At 75.5% G+C, this 22,432-nt stretch carries 26 protein-coding genes; 18 read left to right on the top strand and 8 right to left on the bottom strand.

All coding sequences use genetic code 11. The features are described 5' to 3' along the window. Nucleotides 1–30: 30 nt before the first annotated feature. From BMZ33_RS13930 to BMZ33_RS13920, 3 genes are all read left to right on the top strand, one after another. A complete protein-coding gene (locus BMZ33_RS13930; RefSeq protein WP_091111495.1) occupies nucleotides 31–600 on the top strand; it encodes a histidine phosphatase family protein in 570 nt (189 codons plus the stop codon). A gap of 36 nt (nucleotides 601–636) precedes the next feature. Next, nucleotides 637–864 carry a DUF4177 domain-containing protein gene (locus BMZ33_RS13925; RefSeq protein WP_091111861.1) on the top strand — a complete coding sequence of 76 codons (228 nt, stop codon included), beginning with the start codon at nucleotides 637–639 and terminating at the stop codon, nucleotides 862–864. 122 nt (nucleotides 865–986) lie between these two features. After that, nucleotides 987–1,355, top strand: a complete 369-nt coding sequence (locus BMZ33_RS13920) for a hypothetical protein (RefSeq protein WP_091111492.1) — start codon at nucleotides 987–989, stop codon at nucleotides 1,353–1,355. A 17-nt stretch (nucleotides 1,356–1,372) separates the two neighbouring features. Here BMZ33_RS13920 and BMZ33_RS13915 read toward each other — a convergent pair whose 3' ends face one another. Next, nucleotides 1,373–2,545, bottom strand: coding sequence for an ROK family transcriptional regulator (locus BMZ33_RS13915; RefSeq protein ID WP_091111490.1), 1,173 nt, complete (start codon nucleotides 2,543–2,545; stop codon nucleotides 1,373–1,375). Nucleotides 2,546–2,733: 188 nt separating this feature from the next. On the opposite strand from BMZ33_RS13915, the gene dxs reads away from it, so the two are divergent. From dxs to BMZ33_RS13890, 5 genes are all read left to right on the top strand, one after another. After that, nucleotides 2,734–4,644: a 1-deoxy-D-xylulose-5-phosphate synthase gene (gene dxs / locus BMZ33_RS13910; protein ID WP_091111487.1), complete on the top strand. Its 1,911-nt coding sequence runs from the start codon at nucleotides 2,734–2,736 to the stop codon at nucleotides 4,642–4,644. A 23-nt stretch (nucleotides 4,645–4,667) separates the two neighbouring features. Then, nucleotides 4,668–4,940 carry a YkoF family thiamine-binding protein gene (locus BMZ33_RS13905; RefSeq protein ID WP_091111484.1) on the top strand — a complete coding sequence of 91 codons (273 nt, stop codon included), beginning with the start codon at nucleotides 4,668–4,670 and terminating at the stop codon, nucleotides 4,938–4,940. Between the two features lie 236 nt (nucleotides 4,941–5,176). Next, nucleotides 5,177–6,289, top strand: coding sequence for a sugar ABC transporter substrate-binding protein (locus BMZ33_RS13900; RefSeq protein WP_091111482.1), 1,113 nt, complete (start codon nucleotides 5,177–5,179; stop codon nucleotides 6,287–6,289). A 102-nt stretch (nucleotides 6,290–6,391) separates the two neighbouring features. Continuing rightward, the gene (locus BMZ33_RS13895; RefSeq protein WP_169064308.1) at nucleotides 6,392–7,198 is read left to right on the top strand and encodes an ATP-binding cassette domain-containing protein; all 807 of its coding nucleotides are present in this window, start codon (nucleotides 6,392–6,394) and stop codon (nucleotides 7,196–7,198) included. A gap of 2 nt (nucleotides 7,199–7,200) precedes the next feature. Continuing rightward, nucleotides 7,201–8,487 (top strand): sugar ABC transporter permease, encoded by a 1,287-nt coding sequence (locus BMZ33_RS13890; protein WP_091111476.1) that lies wholly within the window; start codon nucleotides 7,201–7,203, stop codon nucleotides 8,485–8,487. 65 nt (nucleotides 8,488–8,552) lie between these two features. On the opposite strand, the gene BMZ33_RS13885 is transcribed toward BMZ33_RS13890, so the two are convergent. Continuing rightward, nucleotides 8,553–9,782 (bottom strand): ribonuclease D, encoded by a 1,230-nt coding sequence (locus BMZ33_RS13885; RefSeq protein WP_425283687.1) that lies wholly within the window; start codon nucleotides 9,780–9,782, stop codon nucleotides 8,553–8,555. 129 nt (nucleotides 9,783–9,911) lie between these two features. Continuing rightward, nucleotides 9,912–10,550: a DUF3000 domain-containing protein gene (locus tag BMZ33_RS13880; protein WP_091111858.1), complete on the bottom strand. Its 639-nt coding sequence runs from the start codon at nucleotides 10,548–10,550 to the stop codon at nucleotides 9,912–9,914. 102 nt (nucleotides 10,551–10,652) lie between these two features. Here BMZ33_RS13880 and hemE point away from each other — a divergent pair, with 102 nt between their 5' ends. The 5 genes from hemE (at nucleotide 10,653) to BMZ33_RS23330 (ending at nucleotide 14,612) form a co-directional block, all read left to right on the top strand. After that, nucleotides 10,653–11,708 (top strand): uroporphyrinogen decarboxylase, encoded by a 1,056-nt coding sequence (gene hemE, locus BMZ33_RS13875; protein WP_169064306.1) that lies wholly within the window; start codon nucleotides 10,653–10,655, stop codon nucleotides 11,706–11,708. After that, nucleotides 11,705–13,072 (top strand): protoporphyrinogen oxidase, encoded by a 1,368-nt coding sequence (gene hemG / locus BMZ33_RS13870; protein WP_091111471.1) that lies wholly within the window; start codon nucleotides 11,705–11,707, stop codon nucleotides 13,070–13,072. The genes hemE and hemG overlap by 4 nt, the downstream gene beginning before the upstream one ends. 24 nt (nucleotides 13,073–13,096) lie before the next feature. After that, nucleotides 13,097–13,558: a hypothetical protein gene (locus tag BMZ33_RS13865; protein WP_091111469.1), complete on the top strand. Its 462-nt coding sequence runs from the start codon at nucleotides 13,097–13,099 to the stop codon at nucleotides 13,556–13,558. Nucleotides 13,559–13,565: 7 nt separating this feature from the next. Beyond that, entirely contained in the window at nucleotides 13,566–14,285 is a 720-nt protein-coding gene (hemQ, locus tag BMZ33_RS13860; RefSeq protein ID WP_091111466.1) for a hydrogen peroxide-dependent heme synthase, read from the top strand. 183 nt (nucleotides 14,286–14,468) lie between these two features. Beyond that, nucleotides 14,469–14,612 carry a hypothetical protein gene (locus BMZ33_RS23330; RefSeq protein ID WP_169064305.1) on the top strand — a complete coding sequence of 48 codons (144 nt, stop codon included), beginning with the start codon at nucleotides 14,469–14,471 and terminating at the stop codon, nucleotides 14,610–14,612. Nucleotides 14,613–14,628: 16 nt separating this feature from the next. On the opposite strand, the gene msrB is transcribed toward BMZ33_RS23330, so the two are convergent. Then, nucleotides 14,629–15,045, bottom strand: coding sequence for a peptide-methionine (R)-S-oxide reductase MsrB (gene msrB / locus BMZ33_RS13850; RefSeq protein WP_091111461.1), 417 nt, complete (start codon nucleotides 15,043–15,045; stop codon nucleotides 14,629–14,631). 65 nt (nucleotides 15,046–15,110) lie between these two features. On the opposite strand from msrB, the gene BMZ33_RS13845 reads away from it, so the two are divergent. Further along, nucleotides 15,111–15,572: a hypothetical protein gene (locus BMZ33_RS13845; protein WP_091111458.1), complete on the top strand. Its 462-nt coding sequence runs from the start codon at nucleotides 15,111–15,113 to the stop codon at nucleotides 15,570–15,572. Nucleotides 15,573–15,641: 69 nt separating this feature from the next. Here the strand turns inward: BMZ33_RS13845 and BMZ33_RS13840 are convergent, their stop codons facing one another. After that, nucleotides 15,642–15,845, bottom strand: a complete 204-nt coding sequence (locus tag BMZ33_RS13840) for a cold-shock protein (RefSeq protein WP_073420333.1) — start codon at nucleotides 15,843–15,845, stop codon at nucleotides 15,642–15,644. Between the two features lie 167 nt (nucleotides 15,846–16,012). Here BMZ33_RS13840 and BMZ33_RS13835 point away from each other — a divergent pair, with 167 nt between their 5' ends. Then, a complete protein-coding gene (locus BMZ33_RS13835; RefSeq protein ID WP_091111455.1) occupies nucleotides 16,013–16,366 on the top strand; it encodes a S24/S26 family peptidase in 354 nt (117 codons plus the stop codon). A 239-nt stretch (nucleotides 16,367–16,605) separates the two neighbouring features. Continuing rightward, nucleotides 16,606–17,364 (top strand): FadR/GntR family transcriptional regulator, encoded by a 759-nt coding sequence (locus BMZ33_RS13830; RefSeq protein ID WP_091111450.1) that lies wholly within the window; start codon nucleotides 16,606–16,608, stop codon nucleotides 17,362–17,364. A 3-nt stretch (nucleotides 17,365–17,367) separates the two neighbouring features. Here the strand turns inward: BMZ33_RS13830 and BMZ33_RS13825 are convergent, their stop codons facing one another. Genes BMZ33_RS13825 through BMZ33_RS13815 form a run of 3 tightly spaced genes read right to left on the bottom strand, consistent with a single transcriptional unit; the run spans nucleotide 17,368 to nucleotide 20,089 of the window. Then, nucleotides 17,368–18,129 (bottom strand): crotonase/enoyl-CoA hydratase family protein, encoded by a 762-nt coding sequence (locus BMZ33_RS13825; protein ID WP_091111448.1) that lies wholly within the window; start codon nucleotides 18,127–18,129, stop codon nucleotides 17,368–17,370. Beyond that, nucleotides 18,126–18,893 (bottom strand): SDR family NAD(P)-dependent oxidoreductase, encoded by a 768-nt coding sequence (locus BMZ33_RS13820; protein ID WP_091111446.1) that lies wholly within the window; start codon nucleotides 18,891–18,893, stop codon nucleotides 18,126–18,128. The genes BMZ33_RS13825 and BMZ33_RS13820 overlap by 4 nt, the downstream gene beginning before the upstream one ends. 5 nt (nucleotides 18,894–18,898) lie before the next feature. Next, the gene (locus BMZ33_RS13815; protein ID WP_091111444.1) at nucleotides 18,899–20,089 is read right to left on the bottom strand and encodes a thiolase family protein; all 1,191 of its coding nucleotides are present in this window, start codon (nucleotides 20,087–20,089) and stop codon (nucleotides 18,899–18,901) included. A 131-nt stretch (nucleotides 20,090–20,220) separates the two neighbouring features. Here BMZ33_RS13815 and BMZ33_RS13810 point away from each other — a divergent pair, with 131 nt between their 5' ends. Together BMZ33_RS13810 and BMZ33_RS13805 are read left to right on the top strand one after the other, a co-directional pair. After that, nucleotides 20,221–21,351 carry an acyl-CoA dehydrogenase family protein gene (locus tag BMZ33_RS13810; RefSeq protein ID WP_091111441.1) on the top strand — a complete coding sequence of 377 codons (1,131 nt, stop codon included), beginning with the start codon at nucleotides 20,221–20,223 and terminating at the stop codon, nucleotides 21,349–21,351. 27 nt (nucleotides 21,352–21,378) lie between these two features. Next, a complete protein-coding gene (locus BMZ33_RS13805; RefSeq protein WP_091111439.1) occupies nucleotides 21,379–22,425 on the top strand; it encodes an LLM class flavin-dependent oxidoreductase in 1,047 nt (348 codons plus the stop codon). The last annotated feature ends 7 nt before the right edge of the window (nucleotides 22,426–22,432 follow it).

Below are 22,432 nucleotides of genomic sequence, written 5' to 3'. Positions count from 1 at the left end.
CGGGGGAGGGCGGCACGGTAGGAGTGCGGCGTGCTGGTCCACGTCGTCACCCACCCCGAGGTCCGGGTCGAGCCGGAGGTGCCCGTCCCGCAGTGGGGCCTGTCCGACGCCGGCCGCGACCGGCTGCGCTTCCTGCTCGCCCAGCCGTGGGTCCCGCGGCTGGCCCGGGTGGTGGCCAGCACCGAGCGCAAGGCGGTGGAGACGGCGGCCGCGCTGGCGGCCACCGTGGGGCTGCCCGTGGCCGTCGACGCGGGCCTGGGCGAGAACGACCGGTCGGCCACCGGGTTCCTGCCGCCCGCGGAGTTCGAGGCCGTCGCCGACGCCTTCTTCGCCCGGCCGGAGGAGAGCGTCCGGGGCTGGGAGCGGGCCGTCGACGCGCAGACGCGGGTGGTCGCCGCGGCCGGCCGCGCGGTGGCCGGGGCGGACGGCGACGTCGCGCTGGTCTGCCACGGCGGCGTCGGCACCCTGCTGCTGTGCGCGCTGCTCGGCGTGCCGGTCGACCGTCGGCTGGACCAGCCGGGGCAGGGCAGCGTGTTCGCCTACGACCCGGTGAGCGGGCGGGTCGCCCACCCGTGGGTCCGGATCGGCCCGCCCGGCTGAGCGGGCGGCGCACCCGCCCCGGCTACGGTGGGCGGCGTGACCACCTGGGAGTACGCCTCGGTCATCACGGCCAACGACGCCGAGTCGCAGCGGGCGGGGGTGAGCGTCAAGCTCCCCAACGGCCGGCTCGAGCGGCAGCAGGGGGACACCAGCTCGGTGCTCAACCGTCTCGGTGGCGAGGGCTGGGAACTGGTCAGCTACCACTCCAGCGGCGCGGGCACCTGGGGGTTCGAGCAGTTCTGGCTCAAGCGGCCCGCCGGCTGATCCCGACCGGTGGGAGGACCACCCCTCCCCCCACGCCTTGCAGGCTCGGCGCGGGACCCCGAGGGGTGGCCATCCGGCCCGTCGGGTCGAACACCCGTTCGACGTGCGGCAGACTCCCGGTCGTGGGAGCTGACGTTCCTCCGGGCTGGCCGGAGCAGGTGCGGCCGCCGGGTGCCCCCGACTGGGAGGCGACGGCGGTGGCCTGGCTGTTCGACCTGGTCCCGCCCGACTACCGCGCCCACGCGGTGCTGCGCCGCTACCCGGTGCTGCTCGCGCGGTTCGCCGCCGACCACGTGCGCGCCGGGCTCGAGGCCGCGCGGGAGGGCTGGCGCACCGTCCGCGTGGAGCTCGCCGACCAGCTGCCGCCGGACGCGATCGAGGCCGCCGTCACCGCCTACGAGCGCGAGGGCGCACGCCTGGTGGCGGCCCGGCGCGGCGTCGAGGTGGTCGCCGGCGCGCTGCGCGGCGAGGTGTGGGTGCCCCGGCTGTAGCCACAGGGAGTCCTCCCTCAGGCGAGCCGGTCGGCCTCGCGGAGCGCGACCGCCAGCGCCCCGAGCGCCTCGGCGCGCCCCCCGAGCGAGCCGGGGACCACGGCGAGCCGCTCGGCGGCGGCGGGGATGGCGGACTGGACGAGCGCCCGCCGCAGCGGGTCGACGAGCAGGTCGCCGGCGGCACCCAGCTCGCCGCCGACGACGATGCGGTCGGGGTTGAGGGTGTTGACCAGGCCGCCGAGGACGAGGCCGACCGAGGTGCCGGCGTCGGCGACCAGCCGCCGGCAGGCCTGGTCCCCGTCGACGGCGCCGGCCACCAGCGACCGCAGGTCGCCGTACTGCGGCGCGGCGGTGCGGATGGCGTCGAGCAGCGCGCCGCCGCCGGCGGTGAGCTCCAGGCAGCCGCGGTTGCCGCAGCGGCACAGCGCCCCCGCGGGGTCCAGGCTGACGTGCCCGATCTCCCCGGCGGTGCCGCCCACACCGCGCAGCAGGTGGCCGTCGAGCACCAGCGCGCCGCCGACCCCGGTCGCCATCTTGAGGTAGACGGTGAAGCGGGACCCGCGGCCGGCCCCCCACCGGACCTCGGCCAGCGCGCCCAGGTTGGCGTCGTTGTCGGCGATGACCGGGACGGCCAGCCGCCGCCGCAGCTCCAGGGCCGGGGCGCTGCCCGACCAGGTCGGCAGGATGTTCGACTGCGCCACGGTGGCCTCGGCGGTCGCCGCCCCGCCCACCAGCGGCGTGGGCAGCCCGACCACCATCCCGGCGACGTCGGCCGAGGTCGCGCCCACCCGCTCCAGCTCGGCGCACACCCGCGCCGCGACGGCGTCCAGGGCGGCGTCGGCCGCCAGGTCGGCGACGGCGAGGGAGACCACGTGCTCGCCGACCACCTCGTGGGAGAGGTCGGCGACGGCGACGCGGACGTGCGTGCGGCCGACGTCCACCCCGACCACCACGCCGGCCCGGCGGGTGAGGCGCACCAGGCCGGCCGGGCGGCCGCCGGTGGGCTGCGCGTCGGCCGGGCTGACCAGGCCGCGGCCCACCAGGTCGCTCACGTACCCCGAGACCGTCGCCCGCGACAGGCCGGTCTGCTCGACCAGCTGGGCGCGGGTGGCCGGGCCGCCGAGGCGCAGCGCCTCGACCAGGCGGCGCGGCGGCCCGGTGAGGTCGGGCAGCCACGGCCGGGGGTCCATGCCGGGATGGTCCGGGGCCGGTCCGGCTTATGTCAACGATCGACGGAAGTCCGACGTCGAGGCGTGATCCGGGGGAGTGCTCCTCGTCTCACGCGCGACCAGAGGTGCCCGCCGGAGCGCGACTACAGTGGGTCGGCGGCCCTCCGGTGCCGTGCCCCTGCCGCCGACAGAGAGGACACCGCGCCGCCGTGTCGCTCCTGCGCTCCCTCCGAGACCCCGCCGACCTGAGGGCGCTGCCCGCCGACCGGCTGCCCGCGCTGGCCGCCGAGATCCGCGACGCGCTCGTCACCAGCGTCGCGCGCACCGGCGGGCACCTCGGCCCCAACCTCGGGACGGTCGAGCTGACCATCGCGCTGCACCGGGTGTTCGAGTCCCCGCGCGAGCCGATCGTCTTCGACACCGGCCACCAGGCCTACGTGCACAAGATGCTCACCGGCCGGGTCGGGGGCTTCGAGCGGCTGCGCCAGCGCGACGGGCTGTCGGGCTACCCCAGCCGCGCCGAGAGCGAGCACGACTGGGTGGAGAACAGCCACGCCTCGACGGCGCTGTCCTACGCCGACGGGCTGGCCAAGGCCTTCGCCGTCCGGGGCGACCAGCGGCCGGTGGTCGCCGTCGTCGGCGACGGCGCGCTCACCGGCGGCATGGCCTGGGAGGCGCTCAACAACATCGCCGCCGCCCAGGACCGGCCCGTGGTCATCGTCGTCAACGACAACGGCCGTTCCTACTCGCCGACCATCGGCGGCGTCGCCGACGCGCTGGGCACGCTGCGACTGCGGCCGGGCTACGAGCAGGCGCTGCTGCAGGTGCGCCACGCCCTGCACCGCGCGCCCGTCGTCGGCTCGGCGCTCTACGACGCGCTGCACGCCATCAAGAAGGGCCTCAAGGACGTCCTGTCGCCGCAGGGCATGTTCGAGGACCTCGGCATGAAGTACATCGGCCCGGTCGACGGGCACGACGTCGAGACCATGGAGTCGGCGCTGCGCCGCGCGCGCTCCTTCGGCGGCCCGGTGATCGTGCACGCGGTCACCACCAAGGGCTTCGGCTACCCGCCGGCCGAGACCGACCAGATCGACGCGTGGCACGCCACCGGGGTCTTCGACCCCGACAGCGGTGCCAGCCCCAGCGCCGCCCGCGACTGGACGGCGGCCTTCTCCGACGAGCTGGTGCGCATCGGCGCCGAGCGGGCCGACGTCGTGGCCGTGACCGCGGCGATGCTGCACCCCACCGGTCTGGCCGCCTTCGCCGAGCGGTGGCCCGAGCGCACCTTCGACGTCGGCATCGCCGAGCAGCACGCGCTCACCAGCGCCGCGGGCATGGCGATGGGCGGGCTGCACCCGGTGGTCGCGGTCTACTCGACGTTCCTCAACCGCGCCTTCGACCAGCTGCTCATGGACGTCGCGCTGCACCGCCAGCCGGTGACCGTCGTCCTGGACCGGGCCGGGGTGACCGGCACCGACGGCGCGTCGCACAACGGCATGTGGGACATGTCGATCCTGCCGGTGGTGCCGGGGCTGCGGCTGGCCGCGCCGCGGGACGAGCCGACGCTGCGGGAGGCGCTGCGCGAGGCCGTCGAGGTGACCGACGGCCCCACCGTCGTGCGCTTCCCCAAGGGCCCGCCGCCGGTCGACATCCCGGCGCTGGAGCGGCGCGGCCCGGTCGACGTGCTGCGCCGGGGCGGGCGCGAGGAGGTGCTGCTGGTCGCCGTCGGCTCGATGGTGCCGCTGTGCCTGGCCGCCGCCGAGCGGGCCGCCGACCACGGCATCGAGGTCACCGTCGTCGACCCGCGCTGGGTGGTGCCGGTCCCCGCGCAGCTCGTCGAGCTCGCCACGGGCCACCGCCTGGTGGTGACCGTCGAGGACGGCGGCCGGGCCGGCGGCCTGGGCACGACGCTGACCCAGGCGCTGCAGGACGCCGGGCACGACGTCCCGGTGCGCGCCGTGGGCCTGCCGCAGGCGTTCCTCGAGCACGGCAGCCGCGGCCAGGTCCTGGCCGACGCCGGGCTGACCGAGCAGGACGTCGCCCGGCGGATCGCCGAGTGGACCGCGGTGCTCACCGAGCGCGAGGAGCAGGCGCTGCCCGTCGACGGCGCCCAGCACTGACGTCGGCGCCGGCCGGTGACCGGGTGATCGCCGGGATCCAGGAGGAGGACCCCGTCCCCTCATCTTTTGCACGCTCAGGGCGCGCCCCCGGACGGGGCCGTGACGAGGCGTCGGGCCTGCGGCACGAGGACGGCGCCCTGGGGACGACGGTCGAGGGTGGGGCCGACGCGGTGCGGGCCACGCTGCGGGCCGCGCACAAGGCGGTGCCGGCCGCGGGTGCGACCGGCGGGATCTCGCGCGTCGAGGTGGCCGGCGTGGCGCGGACGACGGACAGCCGGACCCGCGGGTCCCGCTGAGCCGGGGCGGTGATCAGGTGACCTGATCGTCGCGCGTCCCACCGCACGGTGGACGGTCGGGGAGGACCCGCTGCGGTGAGGGAGGACGACGGACGGCCCGGCGCGGACGGGGTTCCACCCGCCCGCCGAGGTCACGGTCCGGCAACGCCGTCGGTCGCCCCTTGCACCGACTGTGAGCCAGCGCGCATCCTGACCGCCGCACTTCTGCGCATTCCCGACAGAACGGTGGACCCTCCATGGCGCGACGGCGCACCCTCATGACGGCCCTCGCGGCCTCCCTCGTCTTCAGCCTGGCCGCGTGTGGCGGCGACAGCGGCGGCGGCGACACCGGCGGCGGTGGCGGTGGCGGCGGTGGCGGCGGCGAGTCCGCCGGCCGGGTCGGCGTGATCCTCCCCGACACCGAGTCCTCGGTGCGCTGGGAGAACTTCGACCGCCCCTACCTCGAGGCGGCCTTCGAGGAGGCCGGTGTCGAGTTCGACATCCAGAACGCCGAGGGCGACGCCCAGCGGCAGGCGACCATCGCCGAGCAGATGATCACCGAGGGCGCCACGGTCCTCGCCATCGTCAACCTCGACTCGGCCTCGGGTGCGCAGATCCAGGAGCAGGCGGCCAACGAGGGCGTCCAGACCATCGACTACGACCGGCTGACCCTCGGTGGCTCCGCGGAGTACTACGTCTCCTTCGACAACACCGAGGTCGGCCGGCTGCAGGGCCAGGGCCTGCAGCAGTGCCTGGAGGCCAACGGCGTCACCCAGGGCAACATCGCCTTCCTCAACGGCTCGCCGGACGACAACAACGCGACGCTGTTCTCCTCGGGCGCCCACGAGATCCTCGACCCGCTCACCCAGTACACCCAGGTGGCCGAGCAGGCCGTGCCGGAGTGGGACAACCAGGAGGCGGCGACGATCTTCGAGCAGATGTACACCCAGAACAACGGCAACATCCAGGGTGTGCTGGCGGCCAACGACGGTCTGGCCAACTCGGTGATCCAGATCCTCGGCCGCAACAACGCCGCCGGCCAGGCCAACGTGACCGGCCAGGACGCCACCGTCGAGGGCCTGCAGAACATCCTCAACGGCGACCAGTGCATGACGGTCTACAAGTCCGTCCGCGAGGAGGCCAACGCGCTGGCCGAGCTGGCCGTCGCGCTGCTCAACGGCGAGGAGGGCGAGACCACGGGCACCGTCGAGGACACCGAGGGCGGCCGTGACGTCCCGTCGGTCCTGCTGACGCCGCAGGCGATCTTCCGCGACAACGTCAAGGACGTCGTGGACGACGAGTTCGTGTCCGCCGAGGAGCTGTGCGCCGGCGAGTTCGCCGCCGCGTGCTCCGAGCTCGGCATCGAGTAGTGGTCAGCGGCCGCCGGGGCGTCGATGATGGGCGCCCCGGCGGCTGCTGCCCCGGCCCCACAGCAGCACCCCGCCCCACCCAGCTCGACCGAGAGGCCCGGCGTGTCCGCACCCACCGACCGTCCCGAGGACGGCACCCCCACCCTGGAGCTCCGCGGCGTCAACAAGAGCTTCGGCGCCATCCAGGTCCTGCACGACGTGCACATGAAGGTCTACCCCGGCCAGGTCACCGCGCTGGTCGGTGACAACGGGGCGGGCAAGTCCACGCTCATCAAGTCGATCGCCGGCATCCACGCGATCGACTCCGGCGAGTTCCTCTTCGAGGGCCGGCCGGTCACCGTCAGCGGCCCGCGCGAGGCCGCGGCGCTCGGCATCGAGATCGTCTACCAGGACCTCGCCCTGGCCGACAACCTCGACGTCGTCCAGAACATGTTCCTCGGCCGCGAGCGCAAGAACGGCATCCTCCTCGACGAGTCGTCGATGGAGGAGGCGGCCCGGGACACGCTGAGCAAGCTCTCCGTCCGGACCCTGAAGTCCGTGCGCCAACTGGTCTCCAGCCTCTCCGGCGGTCAGCGGCAGACGGTCGCCATCGCCAAGGCCGTGCTCTGGGAGTCCAAGCTGGTCGTCCTCGACGAGCCGACCGCGGCCCTCGGCGTCGCGCAGACCCGGCAGGTCCTCGACCTGGTCCGGCGGCTCGCCGACACCGGTCACGCGGTCGTCTTCATCAGCCACAACATGGTCGACGTCTTCGAGGTCTCCGACCGGATCGCGGCCCTGTACCTGGGTCGGATGGCGGCCGACGTCCCCATCTCCCAGGTCGACCGTCCGCAGGTCATCGAGCTCATCACGGCGGGCCGCTCGGGCAACCTGGGCATCGCACCCGCCGAAGCCGCAGCGGTGGAGGTCTGAGCATGTCCAGCACGTTGTCCGCCCCCACCAGCGCGCAGGAGCCCGGCGGCGCACCGTCCGGCTTCGAGGCCGACCGCAGCGCGGACTCCCTCGGCGCGACGGTCCGGGCCTACCTCGACCGGGTCCGGGGCGGGGACCTCGGCGCGCTGCCGGCCATCCTCGGCATCGTCGTGCTCGGGCTGCTGTTCTTCGCGCTGCGGCCCGAGACATTCCTGACCCCGCGGAACATGGCCAACCTGGCCGACCAGGCGGCGCCGATCATCATCCTGGCGATGGGGCTGGTCTTCATCCTGCTGCTGGGCGAGATCGACCTGTCCGCCGGCGTGGTCAGCGGCGTCTGCGCCGCGGTCATGGCCAAGCTGCTCGCCGACGCCGGCGCACCCTGGTACGTCTCGGTGCTGGCGGCCATCGTCACCGGCGTGGTCATCGGGCTGTTCACCGGCAGCCTCGTCGGGATGATCGGCATCCCGTCGTTCGTCGTCACACTCGCGCTGTTCCTGGGCTGGCAGGGCTTCACGCTGCGGCTCATCGGCGAGGGCGGCACCGTGCCCGTGCGCGACCCGGTGATCTCGGCGATCAGCGACAGGAACGTGCCGGTCACCCTCGGCTGGGTGCTCGCCCTGCTCACCATCGCCGTGTACGCCGCGCTGCAGCTCAACCGGTTCCGCGTCCAGAAGGCGCGGGGGCTGGCCCACGCCCCGCTCGCCGTGGTGCTCGTGCGCATCGGCGTGATCGCGGCCGTCGTCGTCCTGGTGACGGCGGTGCTGAGCGTCGACCGGGCGCCGGCCGTCGGCGTGGTGCTCGCCGGGATCCCCTACGCGATCCCGCTCGTCGTCCTCCTGCTGCTGTTCCTGACGTTCGTGCTCGGCCGCACGAGCTTCGGGCGGCACGTGTACGCGGTCGGCGGCAACGCCGAGGCGGCCCGGCGCGCCGGCATCAACGTCACCCGGATCCGGGTGTCGGTGTTCGTCATCGGCTCGACCCTGGCGGCGATCAGCGGCATCGTCGCGGCCGCCCGGCTCGGCTCGGTGGCGCCGGGGTCCGGCGGCGGCAACACGCTGCTCTACGCCGTGGGGGCCGCGGTCATCGGCGGCACCAGCCTCTTCGGCGGCCGAGGACGGGTGCGCGACGCCGTCCTGGGCGGCCTGGTGGTGGCGATCATCGCCAACGGGCTGGGCCTGCTGGGCACCGAGGCGTACCTGAACTTCATCATCACCGGTGGGGTCCTGCTGCTGGCCGCCAGCGTCGACGCGCTGGCCCGTCGGCGGGCCGCGGCCACGGGTCACTAGCCCGAGTCGGAGTCGGGGGCCCGCCGTCCGGTACCGGACGGCGGGCCCCCGGCCGTCGTGGGGCCTCAGGCGCGGGTGGCGGCGTCGGTGAGCAGGTCGCGGGTGAGCTCGACCTGCCACTCGCGGGCACCGCCGGCCCGCAGCGCCGCGGCGATCGTCGCCGGGTCGCGCGGCTCCGGCGGGACCCACATGAGCCGGCGCACCAGGTCGGGGGAGAGGACGTTCTCCACCGGCACCGCGTGCTTCTGCGACAGCTCGGCCAGCGCGGTGCGGGCCGCCTGCAGGCGGGTGGCCGCGGCGGGGTCGCGGTCGGCCCAGCGGTTGGCCGGGGGAGGCCCGTCGCCCGCGCGGCTGTGCGGCGGCAGCTCGTCGTCGGGCAGCGCGCGGCCGCGGGTCAGCGCGCCGAACCAGGTCCCGACCAGCTTGCGGTTGGCCCGGCCGCGGAACACCGGCAGCTCGAGCAGCGCGGCCTCGGTCTGCGGGTCGGCCTGGACGGCGGAGACCATCGCGGAGTCGGGCAGCACCCGTCCCGGGGCGACGTCGCGCCGGCGGGCCAGGTCGTCGCGGGCCTGCCACAGCGAGCGCAGCATGCCCAGCTGGCGGCGGTTGCGCAGCCCGTGCACCCCGGAGGTCCGCCGCCACGGGTCCTGCCGCGGCGGCGGGGGGCCGGCGGCCAGGACGGCGGCGAACTCCTGCCGCGCCCACTCGGTCTTGCCCTGCTCCTCGAGGATCGCGGCCAGCGCGTCGCGCAGGTCGACCAGCACCTCCACGTCGAGGGCGGCGTAGACCAGCCACTCCTCGGGCAGCGGCCGGGTGCTCCAGTCGGCGGCCGAGTGGCCCTTCTGCAGCGAGTACCCGAGCAGCGACTCGACGACGGCACCCAGCCCCACGCGCGGCAGCCCGGCCAGCCGCGCGGCCAGCTCGGTGTCGAAGATCCGGGCGGGCACCATGCCGACCTCGGCCAGGCAGGGCAGGTCCTGGCTGGCGGCGTGCAGCACCCACTCCTCGCCGGCGATCGCGTCCTGCACCGCGGACAGGTCACCGAGCGGGACGGGGTCGACCAGCCCGGTGCCGGCCCCGGCGCGGCGCAGCTGCACGAGGTACGCGCGCTGCCCGTAGCGGTAGCCGGAGGCGCGCTCGGCGTCGACCGCGACCGGCCCGCTGCCGGCGCGCAGGGCGTCGGCGTAGCCGATCAGCGCCCCGGGGGTGTCGATGACCGGGGGCAGGCCGTCGCGCGGGGCGAGCAGGGGGGTCGGGGCGGGGTACTCGCTGCCGTCGTCGGGAACGTCGGGCAGGGGCTCGGTGCTCAGTTGCCGTCCACCTTCTCGGCCGTGTCGTCCGTGCGTCCGCGGCCGGTCCTCCGGCCTCCGGGCGGATCGAGCCGGCCGGCGCGGACCCGGGGGCGTGCCCCCACCCCCGCGATGTTAGTTGCCGTCGGCCACCGGGCCGGAGGGGCCCAGCATCGCCACCCCCGGCGGGGGCAGGCCCGCGGCGTTGGCCAGCACCTCCAGCCAGGCGTCGAGGTGCCGGTCGAGGCCGGTGTCCTCCGCCGTCCACGAGGCGCGGATCTCGACGTCGACCGAGTGCTCGGGGCCGGCCAGGTCGCCGAAGCGGGTGGAGGCGGTGCGGGTGACGGTGCCGCCGAGCGCGTGCGAGGCGGCGCCGCAGCCGGCCAGCGCCTCGGTCAGCCAGCTCCAGGCGACCTCGGAGAACATCGCGTCGTCGACCATGTGCTCGTCGGTGGTGGCCGAGACGTAGCCGACGCAGCGCGTGGTGCCCGCCCAGGCCTCGTGGCCGGCCGGGTCGTGCAGCACGATGAAGCGGGCGCTGGCGACCTCGACCTCCTCGTCGCCGTCGAGCTCGGTGATCCGGGCGCCCAGGGCGTGCGCGAAGGGCGCCAGCCGCTGGGGCGCGGGGATGCGCTCCACCACGATCTCCGGGCGCACCCGCAGCGAGGCCAGCGACTCCAGGGCGGCCACGAAGTCGGCGGGCGGCGGGACGTCCCCGGCGCCCGCGCGTGCGCCGGCGCCGTCCCTCGGACCGGCCAGGCTGCGTGGCTCCACGACCGCAGGGTAGGGCCCCGCGGCGCGTCTGTCTCGGACGCGCCGCAGGTCGGACCGGCGCGCGGTGGGGGAGCCCCCGCCGGTCTGGGAGGATGGATCGTCGTGACCGCCGCTGCCTCCGCCGCCCCGTCTCCCGCCGACTCGGGCCTGGTCCGGGCCGCGCGCGGCCTCCCGGTCGACCGGACGCCGGTGTGGTTCATGCGCCAGGCCGGCCGCTCGCTGCCGGAGTACCGGGCCCTGCGCGCCGGGACGGCGATGCTGGGGGCCTGCCAGGACCCCGACCTGGTCACCGAGATCACCCTGCAGCCGGTGCGCCGGCACGGCGTCGACGCCGCGATCCTCTTCTCCGACATCGTGCTGCCGCTGGTGGTGGCCGGCGTCGACATCGAGATCAAGCCCGGCGTCGGCCCGGTCGTGGCCAGCCCCGTGCGCACCGTCGCCGACGTCGACGCGCTGCCCGACCTCGAGCCCGACCGGCTGGACTTCCTGGCGACGGCGGTGCGCCGGCTGGTCGCCGAGCTCGGCCCCACCCCGCTCATCGGCTTCGCCGGGGCGCCGTTCACCCTGGCCACCTACCTGATCGAGGGCGGCCCCTCCAAGGAGCACGCCCGCACCAAGGCGTTCATGTACGCCGAGCCCGCGGCGTGGGGCCGGCTGCTCGACCGCCTGGCGGTCTCGGCGGCGACCTTCCTGCGCGTGCAGGTGGACAACGGCGCCTCGGCGGTGCAGCTGTTCGACTCCTGGGCCGGCGTCCTCTCGGCCGCCGACTACGGCACCCGGGTGCAGCCGCACTCCCGCGCGGTCTTCGACGGGCTCGGCGACCGGGACGTGCCCCGCATCCACTTCGGCGTGGGCACCGGCGAGCTGCTCGCGCTGATCGGCGACGCCGGGGCCGACGTCGTCGGCGTCGACTGGCGGGTGCCGCTGGACGAGGCCGCCCGCCGCGTGGGCCCGACCCGCTCGCTGCAGGGCAACCTCGACCCCGCCGTCCTGCTGGCCGACCGGGAGACCGTCGACCGCGAGGTGCGCCGGGTGGTCGAGGAGGGCCGCGCCGCCCGCGGCCACGTGTTCAACCTGGGCCACGGCGTGCTGCCCGAGACCGACCCCGGCGCGCTCACCCACGTCGTCGACCTGGTGCACGAGCTGTCGCAGCGATGACCCGCCTGGTCGTCGTCGGCGCCGGCATCGCCGGGCTGACCGCCGCGTTCGAGTGGTCGCGGCGCCGTCCCGGTGACGAGGTGGTCGTCCTGGAGGCCGGTGGCCGCGTCGGCGGCAAGATCGACCGGCTGGAGCTGGCCGGCCAGTGGTACGACACCGGGCCCGAGGCGGTGCTCGCGCGGGTGCCCGAGGCCGTCGAGCTGGTCGGGGCGCTCGGGCTGGGCGAGCGGCTGGTGGCCCCGGCGACGACGCAGGCCTCGATCGTGCTCCCCGACGGGCGGCACCCGCTGCCCCCGGGCACCGTGCAGGGCGTGCCCACGTCGGCCGACGGGCTGACCGGTGTGCTGACCCCGGACGGCGTCGCGCGGGTGCGCGCCGAGGCCGACCTGCCGCCGCTGCGGCTGGACGGCGACGTGTCGGTCGGGGCGCTGCTGCGCGGGCGGCTCGGCGACGAGGTGGTCGACCGGCTGGTCGAGCCGCTGCTGGGCGGGGTCTACGCCGGCCGGCCCGACGACCTCTCGCTGGCCGCGACCATGCCGGCGCTGGCCGCCCAGCTCGCGCGCGCCGACTCGGTCCTCGCCGCCGCCGTCGCCGCCCGCGACGCGGGGGCGCGCAGCCGGGGCGACGCCGACGGGCCGGTGTTCGTCACCGTCGCCGACGGGATCGGCTCGCTGCCGCAGGCGCTGGTCGAGGCCTCCGGTGCGGTCGTGCGGCTGCGGACGCCGGCGCACGCGATCCGGCGGGCAGGGGGGCGGCTCGAGGTCGCCGTCGGCCCGGTGGCCGCCCCGGAGGTGCTCGAGGCCGACGCCGTGGTCCTCGCCGCGCCGGCGGGCAAGGCGGCGCGGCTGCTGTCCGGGGTCGCCCCGGACGCCGTGGAGCCGCTGCGGGGGATCCCGTACGCGTCGACGGCCGTGGTGGCGATGGCCTTCCCGGCCCAGCCGGTGGCCGCGGGCTCCGGCCTGCTGGTCCCGCCGGTGACCGGGCGGCTGGTCAAGGGCGTCACCGTCTCCTCCTCGAAGTGGCCGCACCTGTCCGGCGGCGGGCTGCTGCGGGTGCGCGCCTCGGTGGGCCGCTACGGCGACGAGGCGCAGCTGCAGCGCGACGACGACGACCTCACCGCCGCGGTGGTGGCCGACGTCGCCGACCTGCTCGACCTCGAGCGCCCCGAGCCGGTGGAGGCCCACCTGGTGCGCTGGGGCGGGGGGCTGCCGCAGTACCTGGTCGGCCACCCGCAGCGGGTGGTGGCGGTCCGGGACGCCGTCGCCGCGGTGCCCGGGCTGGCCGTGGCCGGCGCGGCCTACGACGGCGTCGGGGTGCCGGCCTGCATCCGCAGCGCCCGCCGCGCCGTCGACGCGCTGGCCTGACCCCGGCCTGCCACGCTCGCACCCGTGACCTCCTCCGCCGTCCTGCGGGCCGCCCTGCTCGGGACCGCCGCCGGGGGCCGCAGCGCCCTGGGCATCGCCGCTCCCGTGCTCACCTCGTCCCCGCGGTGGCCGCTGCGGGCGGCCGCGCTCGCCGCCGTCGCCGGCGAGCTGGTCGCCGACAAGCTGCCCGGGACGCCCGACCGCACGATGCCGCCGAGCGCCGCCGTCCGGCTGGTCTCCGGCGCGGCCGGCGGGTGGCTGCTGGCCCGCCGCGGCGGGGGCGGGCAGGTGCTGCCGGCGCTCGCCGGGGCGGCCGGCGCCGCGACCGGGACGCTCGGCGGGGCGCGCTGGCGCCGGGCGGCGGCACCCCGGCTCGGGGCGCTGCCGGCGGCACTGGTCGAGGACGCGCTGGTGCTGGCCCTCGCCGCCGCTGCGGCCCGCGCCACACCTGACGGCCCGGCAGGGTCCCGGCCGGGCGCGCGATGATGGGGGCATGACCGAGACGCCCCAGGAGCAGCGCAGCGTGGGCAAGCGGGCCAACGAGCTCAACTCCCTGATCCGCTACACGATGTGGTCGGTGTTCCGGCTGGCCCGGCCGCTGGGCGACGAGCCGCGCACCGCCCTGGCCGACGAGGTGGCGGGGCTGGTCGAGGAGCTGGCCGGCAAGGGCGTCGTCGTCCGCGGCACCTACGACGTCTCGGGCCTGCGCGCCGACGCCGACGTCATGGTCTGGTGGCACGCCGAGACGCCCGAGGCGCTGCAGGAGGCCTACGGCCGGCTGCGCCGCACCGCGCTCGGCCGGCACCTGGAGCCGGTGTGGTCGCAGATGGCGCTGCACCGGCCGGCGGAGTTCAACCGCAGCCACATCCCGGCGTTCCTGGCCGACGAGGAGCCGCGCCGCTACGTCTGCGTCTACCCGTTCGTGCGGTCCTACGAGTGGTACCTGCTGCCCGACGAGGAGCGGCGGGACATGCTCAAGGAGCACGGCATGCAGGCCCGGCCCTACCCCGACGTGCGCGCGAACACCGTCGCGTCCTTCGGCCTGGGCGACTACGAGTGGATGCTCGCCTTCGAGGCCGACGAGCTGCACCGCATCGTCGACCTCATGCGCGACCTGCGGGCCAGCCGCGCCCGCCGGCACGTGCGCGAGGAGGTCCCCTTCTACACCGGCACCCGCAAGCCGGTGGCGGAGCTCGTCGCCGACCTGCCGTGACGCCTGGCCGCGCGATCACCAGGTGACACGATCGTCGCGGGTCCTCCCTGACCGCCCACGGTGCGGTGGGACGCGCTGCGGTGCGGTAGACGTCGCGGGCCGCGGGCGGCCGCCCGCCACGGGGTGACCGCCCCGGGGCGTTCGGCCCTGTCGGACGCCCGGTGCCGGGGCGACCATGCGGCCGTGCTGGGGACTCTCCGCTGCCGCCTGGGCCTGCACGCCTGGCGTCCGCAGCGCAACGAGCAGGGACAGGGCTACCTCAGGTGCGCCCGCTGCGGGAAGGACGACGACCGCGGGGCGCGGATCTCGAGGATCATCGGCGCCTGACGGCTGCGCCGCAGCGCTACTCCGCCGGCACCAGCCGGATGGAGACGCTGTTGATGCAGTAGCGGTCGCCGGTCGGCGTCTGCGGGGCGTCGTCGAAGACGTGACCGAGGTGGCTGTGGCAGGTGCCGCAGAGGACCTCGGTGCGGACCATGCCCAGGGTGCGGTCCTCGCGGAGCACCACGTTGTCGGCCGCCGACGGCTCGTAGAACGACGGCCAGCCGCAGTGCGAGTCGAACTTGGTCTCCGAGCGGAACAGCTCGGCGCCGCAGGCCCGGCAGGTGTAGACGCCGACGGTCTTCGTGTCCACGTACTCGCCGGTCCACGGGCGCTCGGTGCCGGCCTGGCGGAGGACGGCGTACTCCTGCGGCGAGAGCTGCGCCCGCCACTCCTCGTCGGACCGGGTCACCTTCGGCTGCTGCGCGGACGTCGTCATGTCCCCACGGTAGGCCCGGCCCGCCACCCGCCGGGGCCGGGAACGCGCGCGGGAGACTGGACGGCGTGACCCCGCCCGACCGGTCCCTGCCCGACACCTGGTTCCGCCGTGACCTGCCCGTGCTGCGCGCGGTCGCCCGGCTGGTCGACGGGCCCGAGCACGGCGGCAACCCCTACCTCGGCCAGGTGGTGCCGGCCAGCGGCCTGGCCAAGCCCGACGTGCTGGCCGCCGCCCGGGCGCTGGCCGACGCCGGCTACGTCGAGGTGCTCACCACCTACTCCGGCGAGATCGTCCGCTTCACCGGCGTCTCGCCCGAGGCCCGCCGGCTGACCGGACTGTGGCCGACGCCGCAGGGGGAGTGGGAGCGGCTGCTCGAGCAGTTGGCCGCCCGGGCCGAGCACGCCCCGACCGACGTCGAGCGGCAGCGCTGGCGGGCGTTCGCCGACGCCGCGGCCGCCGTCGGGCCGGACGACGGCGCGCTGCTGCTGTCCGCGCTGATCGGCGGGTACGTGCCGCGCGCACGCTGAACCGGGCCCGGACACGGCAGCGCCCCCGACCGGCGGACCGGACGGGGGCGCTGTCGGTGGCTCAGGCGATCAGAGCGGGGTGACGTTTGCCGCCTGCGGACCCTTCTGACCCTGCTCGACGTCGAACGAGATGCGCTGCCCCTCGTCGAGGCTGCGGTAACCGCTGGTCTGGATGGCCGAGTAGTGGACGAAGACGTCCGGTCCGCCACCGTCAGGGGTGGCGAAGCCGAACCCCTTCTCCGCGTTGAACCACTTGACAGTTCCTTCGGGCATTGCGCTCGCTCCTAGCTGCGATGGTGCATCGGGGTCCTGCCAGTGCGCAGGGCCTTCCCGACGTGCACGACCCTAGCTGCCTGGACGGCTCCGTGGCGGGACGGGGCTGCCACTTCTCGTCGCGACGTCCTCCACCCGTCGGGGTGAGGGCACCTGCCGGAGACCTGTTGGCCGTCCCGCTGCCGGCGCGCGGGCTGCTCGGCACGCTCGCCGGGCTGCTGCTGTGGTCGGTGGTGCCGGTGGCCGCGGGCCGGGAGTCGTCGGTGGTCGTGTCGAGCTCGATGACGCCGACCCTCGCCGTCGGGGACGTCGTCCTCGCCCGGCCCGTGGCCGATGGCGACCTGACGCCGGGCCAGATCCTGCTCGTCGACGACCCCGACCACGCCGGGCGGCTGCGGCTGCACCGGCTGGTCGAGGTGACCGACGGCGGCCTCGTGCTGCGCGGCGACGCCAACGCCCGGGCCGACAGCACGCCGGTCGACCGGTCCGCCGTGGCCCTGCTGCACCGTACGACCAGCTGAACAAGGACTCCTGGCCGGTCCGGCCGACCAGCAACCACCTCGCCGGCTCGCTGGCCGGTGCCGCGTTCCACCCGGGTGTCGTGCTCACGGCGGCGCAGGTCGCCGACCACCACACCGCCGGCCGCTGAGCACCACTCGCAGCCGACCCCGGGTGCGTGAGCGGGGCGGGGGCCGACCCCTTGGGGTCAATCAGCCGTACCAATATCAGGGTACGGTGCTCACCGGCCTACGCTGGGTCCATGACCGTCAGTGCGCGTCCCCGAGCCGATGGACCGGCCCCGCGCCCCATCAAGCGTGGTGCCAAGGTGGCGGAGGCGCTGGCGCAGGAGATCGTGCACGAGATCGTCTCCCGCAAGCTGCCACCGGGCACGCTCCTGTCCTCCGAGGCGCAGATGCTCGAGGACTACGGCGTGGGCCGCGGCTCGCTGCGCGAGGCGCTGCGCATCCTCGAGGTGCACGGGCTGATCACCATGAAGCCCGGCCGCAACGGCGGGCCGATGGTCATCGAGGTCGGCACCCGCGACTACGGCCGGATGTCGACGCTGTTCTTCCACCTCGGCGGCATGACCTTCGGCCAGCTGATCGAGGCCCGGCTGGTGCTCGAGCCGATGATGGCCCGGCTGGCCGCCGAGCGGCGCGGCCAGGAACTGGCGGACAAGGTGGCCGACCCCGACACCACGGCCGTGGAGGACGACTCCGTCTACTACGCCGCCACCACCGACTTCCACCGCGGCGTCGCCTCGATGTCGGGCAACCCGGTGCTCAACCTGGTGAGCGTGTCGCTGGAGGACGTCTTCCGCGACCAGGTCACCGGCCTGCTCTCGCCCGAGGACGAGCGCCGGCACGTGCTCGAGGTCCACGCGGCGATCGCCCGGGCCATCGCCGCGGGCGAGGCCGACGCCGCCGAGCAGTTGATGCGTGAGCACATGCAGGAGTACGCCGACTGGGTCACCCGGCGGCACCCGCAGCTGACCGACCAGGTGATCAGCTGGCAGTGACCCTCAGCGGCCCCGCCAGACCGGTGCGCGCTTCTCGGTGAACGCGCGCGCGCCCTCCCTCGCGTCCTCGGACGCGCGGATCGGCGCGTAGACCTCCCACTGACGGGCGAAGGCCTCCTCGGCCGGCCACGACGGGCCCTCGGCCAGGATCCGCTTGGTGCCCTGCACGGCCAGCGGGCCGTTCGCCGCGATCTGCCGTGCCAGCTCGAGCGCCGCCACCAGCGCCTGCCCGTCGGGCACCAGCCGGTTGACCACCCCGGCGGCGTGCGCATCGGCCGCGCTGACCCGGTCGCCGGTGAGCGCCCACTCGGTCGCCTTGGGCAGTCCGGCCTTCCGCGGCAGCCGCAGCAACCCGCCGCCACCGGCGAGCAGACCCCGCTTGACCTCGGGCAGGCCGAACGAGGCACCCTCCCCGGCCACGATGAGGTCGCAGGCGAGCGCGATCTCGAAGCCGCCCGCCAGCGCGGGCCCCTCGACGGCGGCGACCAGCGGCTTGGCCGGCGGCCGCTCCACGAGGCCGGCGAAGCCGCGGCCGGGCACGTGCGGCTTCTCACCGGCCAGGAACGCCTTGAGGTCCATGCCGGCGCTGAAGACGCCACCGGCGCCGGTGAGCACACCGACGAACAGCGAGTCGTCGGTGTCCAGCTGCTCCATCGCCGCGCCGATGCCCTCGGCCGCGGCGGTGTTGATCGAGTTCTTCGCCTGCGGCCGGTCGATGGTGACGACGAGGACGGCGCCGTCGCGCTCGACCCGGACCTCGCTCACCTGGGCTGCATCCGGATCGCGCCGTCGAGCCGGATGGTCTCGCCGTTGAGCATCGGGTTGTCCACGACGGCCAGCGCCAGGCGGGCGAACTCGTCGGGGACGCCGAGCCGCCGCGGGTGCGGCACCATCTGGCCGAGCGACTCGCGGACGTTCTCGGGCAGCCGGGCGAGGATCGGCGTGTCGAAGGTGCCCGGCGCGATCGTCACGACCCGGACCAGCCTGCTGGCGAGGTCGCGCGCGGCCACCAGCGTCAGGCCGACGATGCCGGCCTTGGCCGAGGCGTAGGGCAGCTGGCCGATCTGCCCCTCCCACGCCGCCACGGACGCGGTCAGGATGCAGACGCCGCGCTCCTCGCCGTCGACCGGGTCGTGGGCGGCCATCCGCGCCGCGGCCTGGCTGAGCACGTTGAACGTGCCGATCAGGTTCACCCGCACGACCGACTCGTAGAGCTCGAGCGATCCCGGCTTCCCCTCCTTGTCGACCACGCGCATCGCCCCGCCGCGGCCGGCGCAGTGCACCAGCGTGCGCAGCGGGGCCAGCTCGTCGGCCTGGGCGACCGCGGCCGCGACCGCCTCGGGGTCGGTGACGTCGGCGGCGGCGAACCGCGCCTTGCCCCCGAGCTCCTCCGCCCGCTCCGCACCCGCGGAGGTGGGCAGGTCGACGAGGACGGTCGGCACGCCGCGCTCGACCAGCCGGCGGGCGGTGGCCAGGCCGAGGCCCGAGGCCCCGCCGGTGACGACCGCGGACCCTGCAGTGACGTCCATCCTGATCAGCCCTTCGCGGAGAGGTTCTCGATCACCATCGCGTTGGCCATCCCGCCGGCCTCGCACATGGTCTGCAGCCCGTAGCGCTGCCCGGTGTCCTCGAGGAAGCCGAGCAGCGTGGTGGCCAGCCGGACGCCGGAGGCGCCCAGCGGGTGCCCGAGGGCGATGGCGCCGCCGCGCGGGTTGAGTCGGTCGTCGTCGACGCCGAACTCCGCCTGCCAGGCCAGCGGCACCGAGGCGAACGCCTCGTTGACCTCGACGGCGGCGACGTCGTCGAGGGACAGCCCGGAGCGCGCCAGCAGCTTGTGGGTGGCCGGGATCGGCCCGGTGAGCATGAGCAGCGGGTCGTCGCCGGTGACCGCGCTGGCCACCACTCGCGCCCGGGGGGTGAGCCCGAGCGCCGCGGCGCGCTCCTCGCTCATCACCAGCACCGCGGCGGCGCCGTCGGTGAGCTGGGAGGAGTTGCCGGCGGTGATGCTCCAGTGCAGCGAGGGGTGGCGCGCGGCCAGCGGGTGGCCGGCGAACGCGGGCTTGAGCCCGGCGAGCCGCTCCGGGGTGGTGCCGGGGCGGATGGTCTCGTCGGCGGAGACCACGCCGTCGGGAGTGGTGACCGGCACGGTCTCGCGGTCGAAGACGCCGGCCGCGGCGGCCTCGGCCGCGCGCGCGTGCGAGCGGGCGGCGTAGGCGTCGAGCTGCTCGCGGGTCAGGCCCCACTTGTCGGCGACCAGTTCGGCGGAGATGCCCTGCGGCAGGAGCCCGGGGGAGTACCGCTCGGTGACCTGCGGCCCGTGCGGGTCGGCGTCGCCGCGGGCCGAGCCCATCGGCACCCGGCTCATCGACTCCACGCCGGCCGCGACCACGACGTCGTAGGCGCCGGCGACGACGCCCTGGACGGCGAAGTCCAGCGCCTGCTGGCCCGACCCGCACTTGCGCTCGATGGTCACCGAGGGCACCGACTCCGGCCAGCCCGCGGCGAGCACCGCCTGCCGGCCGGGTGTCGCGGACTGCTCCCCGTTCTGCCCGACGCAGCCGACGAGGACGTCGTCGACGGTGGCGGGGTCGAGGTCGCTGCGCGCGGCCAGGGCCTGCAGCACCTGGGCGAGCAGGTCGACGGGGTGCACGCCGGACAGCGCACCCCCGGGCTTGCCGCGTCCCATGGGACTGCGGACGGCGTCGACGACGACGGCAGCGGGCACGGGACCGCCTCCTCAGGTCGGTGTGGTCGTTGACACAATAACCATGAGCACCAATAACATGGATACGTCCGGACGTCGGCCGCCATGCGACGTCTGCCGCGCCCCGCGGGGTGCACCCGAGAGGAGCCAGGATGTCCTTCGAGCTGCCGGCCGCCCACCGGGAACTCCTCGAGCGGGCCCGGCAGACCGCCGACAAGGTGCGCTGGCACGCCGGGGACGCCGACGCCGCCACCGACGTCGACCCGGTCATGCGCGAGGCCCTGCAGGCCAGCGGGCTGGTGTCGGTCACCGTGCCGGCTGCGCACGGCGGCGCGAGCGAGACCGTCGACCCGCTGGCGGTCACCGTCGTCCGGGAGGCCTTCGGCGGGGTGTCGGCACACCTGGACTCGCTGTTCGCCATGCAGGGGATCGGCAGCTACGCGCTCTCGGTGGCCGGCAGCCGGCGGGTGCAGGAGGAGTGGCTGCCGCGGGTGCTCGCCGTCGAGGCGATCGCCGCGCTGTGCCTGACCGAGCCCGACGTCGGCTCGGACCTGCGCTCGATCACCACCACCGTCGCCGAGCGCGACGGCGAACTCGTGCTCGACGGGCACAAGTCGTTCATCACCAACGCCCCGGCGGCGGCCTTCTTCACCGTGCTGGCCAAGGAGGAGGCGGGCTACTCGCTGGTGTTCGTGCCGGCCGACACCCCGGGGGTCACGGTGACCTCCGGGCCCGACCTCATCGCCCCGCACGTGATCGGCGAGGTGCGCTTCGAGGGCGTCCGGGTGCCGCTGGACTCCCGCGTCGGTCAGCCCGGCCAGGCCTTCCCGCTGGTGCTGCAGACGCTGGCCTCCTTCCGGGTGTCGGTGGCCGGCTCCGCGGTGGGCCTGGCGCAGGCGGCGCTCGACGAGGCGGTCGCGCACACCACCGGCCGCGAGCAGTTCGGCCAGCCGCTGGCCCGCCTCGGCCCGATCCCGCAGATGCTGGGCACCTGCTGGATGGAGGTCGAGCAGGCCCGGCTGCTCACCTACTCCGCGGCGTCCAAGGCCGCGGCCGATCCGCAGGGCGCACTGCACTGGTCCTCCATGGCCAAGGTCGCGGCCACCGAGACCGCCTCGCGCGTTGCCGACCGGTGCGTGCAGATGACGGGCCGCTTCGGCGTCGTCACCGGCTCCACGATCGAGCGGCTCTACCGCAACGCGCGCCCGATGCGCATCTACGAGGGCGGCAACGAGGTGCTCCTCGGCCAGTTGGCCAAGACGCTGACCCGCCCGGCCCGCTGACCTCCGATCGAGAGAAGAGGCCCCGCCATGGTCGCCGTCGGCATGCTGCTCTCCGACGTCCCGAGCTCCGTTCCGCCCGCCCAGCAGTTCGACGACGTGCGGCGCATCGTCGCCGCCGCCCAACGGGCCGGGATGAGCTACATCGCCATCGGCCAGCACTTCCTCTACGGCGACCTGCGCTGGCTGCAACCGGTGCCGCTGCTGGCCCGGTTGGCCGCCGAGTGCGACCGGGAGACCCGGCTGGCCACCCAGATCATGATCGCGCCGCTGTACCACCCGGTGCTGCTGGCCGAGGAGCTCGCCACCCTCGACGTGGTGACCGAGGGCCGGCTGGTCTTCGGTGCCGGCATCGGCTACCGCCCCGAGGAGTTCGAGTACCTCGGCGTCCCCTTCAAGGAGCGCGCCGCCCGCACGGACGAGATCCTCGAGCTGCTGGTCAAGCTCTGGACCCAGGACGAGGTCACCCACCACGGCCGGTTCTGGCAGCTCGAGGGCGTCACGCCGCACCTGCGGCCGGTGCAGGACCCGCACCCGCCGATCTGGGTCGGTGCCCAGAGCGTCGCGGGAGCGCGCCGGGCCGGGCGGTTCGGCGACGCCTTCCCGGTGACACCGGAGGCCACCTACGACGAGATCGAGGAGCGCTTCGCCGCCGTGCGCGAGGGCTTCGCCGCTCGCGGCAAGCCCTTCGGCCCGCAGCCGGTGCGCCGCAACGTGCTCGTCGCCGACTCCCGCGACGCGGCGCTGGTCGAGTACGCGCGGGTGTCGAAGGGGAAGTACCTGTCCTACGCGAGCAAGGGCATGGCGCACGCCGGCGACGCCGAGACCCTCGACCGCGACTTCCTCACCGCCGTGGCCCAGCACGCCGTCGTGGGCACCGACGCCGAGGTCGTGGCGCAGCTGACCGACCTGTGCACCCGCTTCCCGGTCGACCCGCTGCTGCTGCGCCCGCAGTGGCCGTCGATGTCGGCCGACGAGACCATCGCCGCCATCGAGCGGCTGGGCCGGGAGGTGGTGCCGGCCATCCGCGCGCTGCCCACCCCGCAGCCCGAACCCGTGCCGGCCGGCATGGCGTGAGCGAGAG

This window comes from Geodermatophilus dictyosporus, assembly GCF_900115505.1.
Taxonomy (GTDB): domain Bacteria; phylum Actinomycetota; class Actinomycetes; order Mycobacteriales; family Geodermatophilaceae; genus Geodermatophilus; species Geodermatophilus dictyosporus.
This window is presented reverse-complemented; position numbering and strand designations above follow the sequence as displayed.